At 67.9% G+C, this 5,615-nt stretch carries 6 protein-coding genes; 2 read left to right on the plus strand and 4 right to left on the minus strand.

What is annotated here, in order from left to right; all coding sequences use genetic code 11:
• From AC1D01_RS18435 to AC1D01_RS18445, 3 genes are all read right to left on the minus strand, one after another.
• Positions 1–415, minus strand: a 415-nt coding sequence (locus AC1D01_RS18435) for a hypothetical protein (protein ID WP_477868783.1), incomplete at its 3' end; no start/stop codon positions are given.
• A 250-nt stretch (positions 416–665) separates the two neighbouring features.
• Positions 666–1,049, minus strand: a complete 384-nt coding sequence (locus AC1D01_RS18440; RefSeq protein ID WP_477868785.1) for a DUF3597 domain-containing protein — start codon at positions 1,047–1,049, stop codon at positions 666–668.
• Between the two features lie 71 nt (positions 1,050–1,120).
• Complete coding sequence (locus AC1D01_RS18445) at positions 1,121–1,279, minus strand: twin-arginine translocation signal domain-containing protein (protein ID WP_477868787.1); 159 nt, start codon at positions 1,277–1,279, stop codon at positions 1,121–1,123.
• A 41-nt stretch (positions 1,280–1,320) separates the two neighbouring features.
• Here AC1D01_RS18445 and AC1D01_RS18450 point away from each other — a divergent pair, with 41 nt between their 5' ends.
• A complete protein-coding gene (locus AC1D01_RS18450) occupies positions 1,321–2,475 on the plus strand; it encodes an Ig-like domain-containing protein (RefSeq protein ID WP_477868789.1) in 1,155 nt (384 codons plus the stop codon).
• A 10-nt stretch (positions 2,476–2,485) separates the two neighbouring features.
• On the opposite strand, the gene AC1D01_RS18455 is transcribed toward AC1D01_RS18450, so the two are convergent.
• Positions 2,486–4,660 carry a hypothetical protein gene (locus AC1D01_RS18455; RefSeq protein ID WP_477868791.1) on the minus strand — a complete coding sequence of 725 codons (2,175 nt, stop codon included), beginning with the start codon at positions 4,658–4,660 and terminating at the stop codon, positions 2,486–2,488.
• 285 nt (positions 4,661–4,945) lie between these two features.
• Between AC1D01_RS18455 and AC1D01_RS18460 the strand changes: the two genes are divergently transcribed.
• Positions 4,946–5,615: alkaline phosphatase family protein (locus AC1D01_RS18460; protein WP_477868793.1), on the plus strand; the 670-nt coding region annotated here is incomplete at its 3' end.

Consider the following 5,615-nt stretch of genomic DNA (forward strand, 5'->3'; position numbering starts at 1 on the left):
CCCATACATAGGTCAGACCACTTGCGTAGTCGACGATGGAAAGCCAGAGATCCTCTCGAATCCGACCAGCTAGCGGAAGCGATGCAGCGCCGGTGGCGGGCGGCGGGCGCGAAACCTTGGATGTTGCGGCGCGTACAGCGTCGACTTGTGAATTTTCATGCTCGAGTGGCGTGACGAGTTCTACGGATACTCGCGGCGGCTCACCTGTCAGCCTCAACTCCGGCTCTAGAAACGTGACAAAGGCTTTGAGATCTTTTGCACCAAAGTCGCGCGGCTGAAATCTTCGATCGGTGATCTGCAGAAGTCGGTTGTTGAGAACAGCGAGCGTCATCACTTTGGTGTCACGCCCGTACTTTTGCTGAGCCTGCAGAAATGCCGCCCGCACCAAATCCAGTGCTTGCGCTTTGCTTTTCATGTGGTCTCTCCCGGTGCGTGTTCAGCTGGTCGGAGCGTCGTCGCTACGCTCCAAGCACTCTTCTTGCGCGGCGCGAACTCCTTTCATTGAGTCCGCAAGATGGCCACGGCCCGACTCGCAGGTCACGGTGTCTCGTATTTTTTACGCGCCCCGGGCCCTGCTCCGCTGGCATCGAAGGTATGCCATGCCATTCTGCGACCGCACCCCAATCGCGGCGCCCTCAAGCTTGATGACGCCTGATTCGCCTTGCCTACCCCAACAAACTCGCCGGCACCTTCCCCCCGTTCTCCGCCAGCTTGTTCATCACCTGCTTGTGCAGCCAGATGTTCATCGTCGCCGTGTCATTGGTGTCGCCCGAGTAGCCCAGCTCGCTCGCCAGTTGACGCCGCTCGGTCAGGCTCGATTCCATGCCGACCAGCTTCATCAGGTCGACGATCGAGGTGCGCCAGTTGAGCTTCTGCGACGAGGCCGCCGCCAGCTTGGTCAGCACCGCCTCCACATCCACCTCGCTCAAGGCGACGGGCGCCGGTACGGCCGCGGGTGCGGCCTGGGTCGGCGCCTGCGCCACCGTTTCCGAGGGCTCCTCGGCCTTCTTGCCGAAGATCGCGTCCTTGATCTTGCTGAAGATGCTCATCGTGGTCTCCTGGTTGGATGGATGCGCTGCGTCGGCAACGAAAGCCCAGTCTAGGCGTTGCCGCCCGCCGGTCAAGACGGATCAGCCCAGCGTGAAGGCCTCCAGTCGCCGATCGCGACCGCGCCCAGCGCAGCCGCCGCGCCTACCAGAAAACTGCGCCGAGGACTCCGGCGCACGGCGTTCTCCCTGGGCCCGAGTAACTGCGTGTCATCGTCATCATCATCTGTCACCCAGGTGACAGAATCGCCGGTCGCAAAACACRCCCACCCTCATGACCCGATCCGTCAGCGCCACCCGCACCCTGCCCGCCCTGCTGCTCACGCTGATGCTCGTTGCCTGTGGCGGCGGCGGTGGCGACAGCACCAACGAGACCGCCCAGAAGCCCGCCCCGCCCGACACGTCGGCCTCCGGCCCGTCGCCAGCCGACACCCAGCCGCCGGTCGTCTCTGCCTCGGCCACCGTGTCCGCCGAGGCCGTGGCCCTCAGCGCGCTCGCCACCGACAACGTCGGCGTCACCTCGGTCAGCTTCATCGTCGATGGCGGCACCATCCAGACCAGCGTGCAGAAGTCGCCGAGCGACGGCTCGTACACCTCGTCGCTGCCGATCGGCCTCGTCGCCAACGGCTCGCACAGCTTCGTCGCGGTCGCGATCGATGCCGCCGGCAACAGCACCACCTCGGCCGCGGCCGGCTTCACGGTCGGCACCCCGGCCGGTGCGCCCGGCAGCAGCGACACCGTGCCGCCCACCATCACCGCCGCCGTGCAAGGCAACTTCGGCTTGATCAAGCTGACGGCCATCGCGAAGGACGAGACCCGTCTCTTCGGCGTCGACTTCCTGGTCGACGGCAAGGAGACCGGCACCTGGGCGTCGCTGCACTACCTGAGCAGCGATCCGGCCGACCAGTACTACGTGCTGTTCGACACGACGACGCTGTCGCCCGGCGCGCACACCGTCGTCGCCCGCGCACGCGATCTCGCCAACCACACGACGCTGTCGAACGAGATCGTGCTGAACATCGACCCCACCGCCGGCCTCACCGAGACTGAGCCGAACAACACGCTGGCCACGGCCAACGCGGTGCCGGCCGGGCAGCTGCAGATCTCCGGCACGCTGAAGAACGAGACCGTGCTCATCGGCGAATCGAAGATCGTGCACACCGACAGCGACTACTACCGGCTGACGATTCCCGCCGGCCAGACGCTGACGGTGCGCATGCGGACCCCGCAGCACCAGGGCTTCTTCGTCTCCATCGTCGACGCGGACGGCGTGAAGCTCTCCGGCGATTCCGAATGGCCCAGCTCGGGCGAGGTCAGCGTGGCGTACACGAACGGCGCCACCGCGCGCGAGGTGTGGATCCGCCTGTCGAGCATCCCGTACGACTTCGAGACCCGCGACCAGTACACGCTGACGCTGAGCCTGCAGTAACGCTGCAACGCTAGTCGCTGGAGGCCACGACCGCGTCGGCCGCCAGCGCTGAGCGCATCGCCGAGGTGCTGCGCCAATCGGCCTGCAGCACGTCATTGCCGGCGGTCTTGGCGGCGGTGCCGGCGCTGTTCGCCCGGCTCTGCCWCAGCGGGCTGATCCAGCCCTTCTTCATCTGGTCGCCCAGGCCCGGGTCGTTGTCCTTGCCGCCCTGGATGTCGCGCCGCGCGTTCTTCACGTTCACCGCGCTGTACTGCGTCATCGCCGAATAGAGGGCGATGCCGCCGGCGCCCGCCGCGAGCATCACCTGCGCCCACGCCGGCAGGCTGCTGGTGCCGCTGATCGGCTTGTGCGCCTGCGCCGGGTCGTTGGAATGCGCGTGCGCTTGCGCGGCCAGGTGCTTGTTGACCTCGTACACCACCGCGTTCACGCCGCGCCCCAGCAGCAAGGCGCCGGCACCGCCCAGCACGCCGAAGGTGAACTGCTGCGACAGGCGCTGCCCCACCTGCGCCGAGTACTCCAGCGGCGAGCGCAGCTTGGCCCAGCCCTCCGACCACGCAAAGGCCACCGCGGTGTTCTGCATCGCCTTGCCGAACAGCTGTCGTGCGAAGCCGTTCTCCTCCAGCCCGCTCAGGTTGCCGTCGGCGATCTTCTGGATGTCACGTTCGCAGTCGGCGATCTCCGCGGCGAGATGCACGGCCACGCGGTCGCCGGCCTCCGGGTCGGTGCCCGGCGCAGGCGCCTGCGCCTGGTGCGCATCCAGCCGTGCCTGGAGTTCCTGGCGATGGCTGTCGACCATCGCGCTCACGCGGCCGGCGATCAGCATTTCGGGTTCGACGACCAGGCCCTGCAACTTCTTCGGGTCGATGCCGGTGGAGCGGATCGGCTGGCCCGCGTTCCAGTCGGCCTGCCCTTCGGCGTTGAAGAGGTCGCCGTACAGGATGCTCAGCCGCAGTTCATCGGCCTGCGCCGTGCGCTCGTCCTGCCCGGCCCCCAGGTGCTGGCCGAGCAGCGCGCCGAGCGCGATCGCGACCGACACGCCGGTGATGGCCGCGGCCGGCACATGCCTGGCCTGCATCGCAGGCGCCAGGATGCCGCTCAGGCCGCGCAAGGTGCGCCAGAACACCTGCGAGTTCGTCGAGTTCTTCTGGCGCTTCTGCATGCCTTCGAGGCGCAGTCCGTCCATCACGAGCCCGGCCGCTTGCACGGCGCGAGCGGTCTGGTCGTTCTGGATCTTTTCCAGGCCCTGGTGTTCGTCGGGGGTCAACGCGCGCAGGAAGTTCCGCAGCTGTTCTTCAGTGGGGGCCGAGTTCGCGGGCAACGCGTGCTCCGGGTGTTTCGCGGCGAGGTCCTTCAGCATGTCGCCCATCGCGGCGGCATCCTTCTGCGCCAGGTCCTTCAGCTGCACGAGGTCGGCCTCGATCTGCTGCAGGGTCGTGCCGGCCTTGAGGTTGCCGGGCATCTTGCCCATCGGCCCGCCCTTCTGCCGCATCACGGTGATGGCCGAGACGATCGGTGTCTGCAGGCCGGCCGTCACGAAGGGCTGTGCCGCCAGCGCCGCGACGCTGCCACCCAGCACCTTGGTCGGCGTGCTCTCCAGTGCCGCGAACGGGATCGCGCCGTACAGCACCGCCTGGAACAGCGAGCCGCTGCTGGGGATGCAGCGCCCGCCCTGGGTGGCCATGTCGTCCATCGCCTGGATCTTCGCGTCGGAGAGTTGCAGCACGTCCTTCCGGAAGTCGCGCAGCACTGCGGGCGAGAGCAACTGCGCCAGCTGGTCGTGCGAGGGCGTGGCGCTGCCGTCGGGCTGCGACGCGAGCGGGTTGTGGCGCACCTCGTTGACGAGTTTCGCGGCGGCGCTCAGCTGCGCTTCGCCCGGCGTGAGTGCGCGTTGCGCCGCGAGCTTGCGTTCGAAATCGGACAGGTTGCGCGCGAGATGCACTTCTGGCGGCTGCGGCTGGTCGACTGAAGCCCCGAGCGTGCCCGACGCGCCCAGGTTGCCCTCCTGGCGCGGACGCGTGCCCGCATGGGCGCGCGGCGGGCGCGTGATCGACGGCCGGTCGCCGTCGAGTGACCGCGTGGACGGGCGGGTCCTCGCGTCGGGCTGATCAGGTTGATCGGGCTGGGTTCTGACCGAGGGCGCGCGGCTGGACGTGGCGGTCAGCTTCGGGAGGGTCGGCATCGACATGGTGGGGAACGGGTGAGTGATCGAATGGACGCACTGTCTTCGGGCGTCGCTGTCACATGTCCGGGCGTGCCGAAGCGCCCGTCGCGAATGCGAAGCGGCCTGCGCCGTCGACGGGCCGATCCAGGCGTTTGTCATCCCACCGTCACGCGCCACGCCACGGGCCGTTTCCGTTTCACGAAGATGACGGTCCATGGACGATCGACTGAATCAGTCGGTGCCGCGCGGCACGACACTGTGCAGTCATGTGCGCCGCATACGGTGGGGTCCCCTTCAGGAGACCACCCCATGACAGCCCTGCATCGACGCGACATCCTCAAGCTCATCAGCGCAGGCGGCCTCGGGGGTGCGTTGCCGGGCAGCATCGCGAACGCACTGGCCGTGCCGGCCCATCACCGCACCGGCACGATCGAAGACGTCGAGCACATCGTCGTCCTGATGCAGGAGAACCGCTCGTTCGACCACCTGTTCGGCACGCTGCGCGGCGTGCGCGGGTTCGCCGACCCGCGGGCCGTGACGCTGCCGTCGGGCCGGCCCGTGTGGTACCAGCCCACCGCGACCGGCACGCTGCTGCCGTTCCGCCCGCCGGTGGCCGATGTCGGGCAGACCTTCCTGCCCGATCCGCCGCACGGCTGGAACGACACGCATGCCGCATGGAACGGCGGCCGCTGCGACCAGTGGGTGCCGAACAAGGGTGCGGTGACGATGACCTACCACACGCGCCGCGACATCCCGTTCCACTACGCGCTGGCCGATGCGTTCACCGTCTGCGATGCCTACCACTGCTCGGTGCTCGGCCCGACCGATCCGAACCGCTATCACCTGTGGAGCGGCTGGCTCGGCAACGACGGCCGGCAAGGCGGGCCGGTCATCACCAATGCGGAAGCCGGCTACGACTGGACCACGTTCCCGGAGCGGCTGACGCAGGCCGGCATCGGCTGGAAGGTCTACCAGGACG

The sequence above is a fragment of the Rhizobacter sp. P3_B12 genome, assembly GCF_056402895.1.

Excerpts from the sequence above, each read along its gene's own strand:
- AC1D01_RS18440 (WP_477868785.1), bottom strand. The coding sequence starts at position 1,049 with ATGAGCATCTTCAGCAAGATCAAGGACGCGATCTTCGGCAAGAAGGCC.
- AC1D01_RS18450 (WP_477868789.1), top strand. The coding sequence starts at position 1,321 with ATGACCCGATCCGTCAGCGCCACCCGCACCCTGCCCGCCCTGCTGCTC.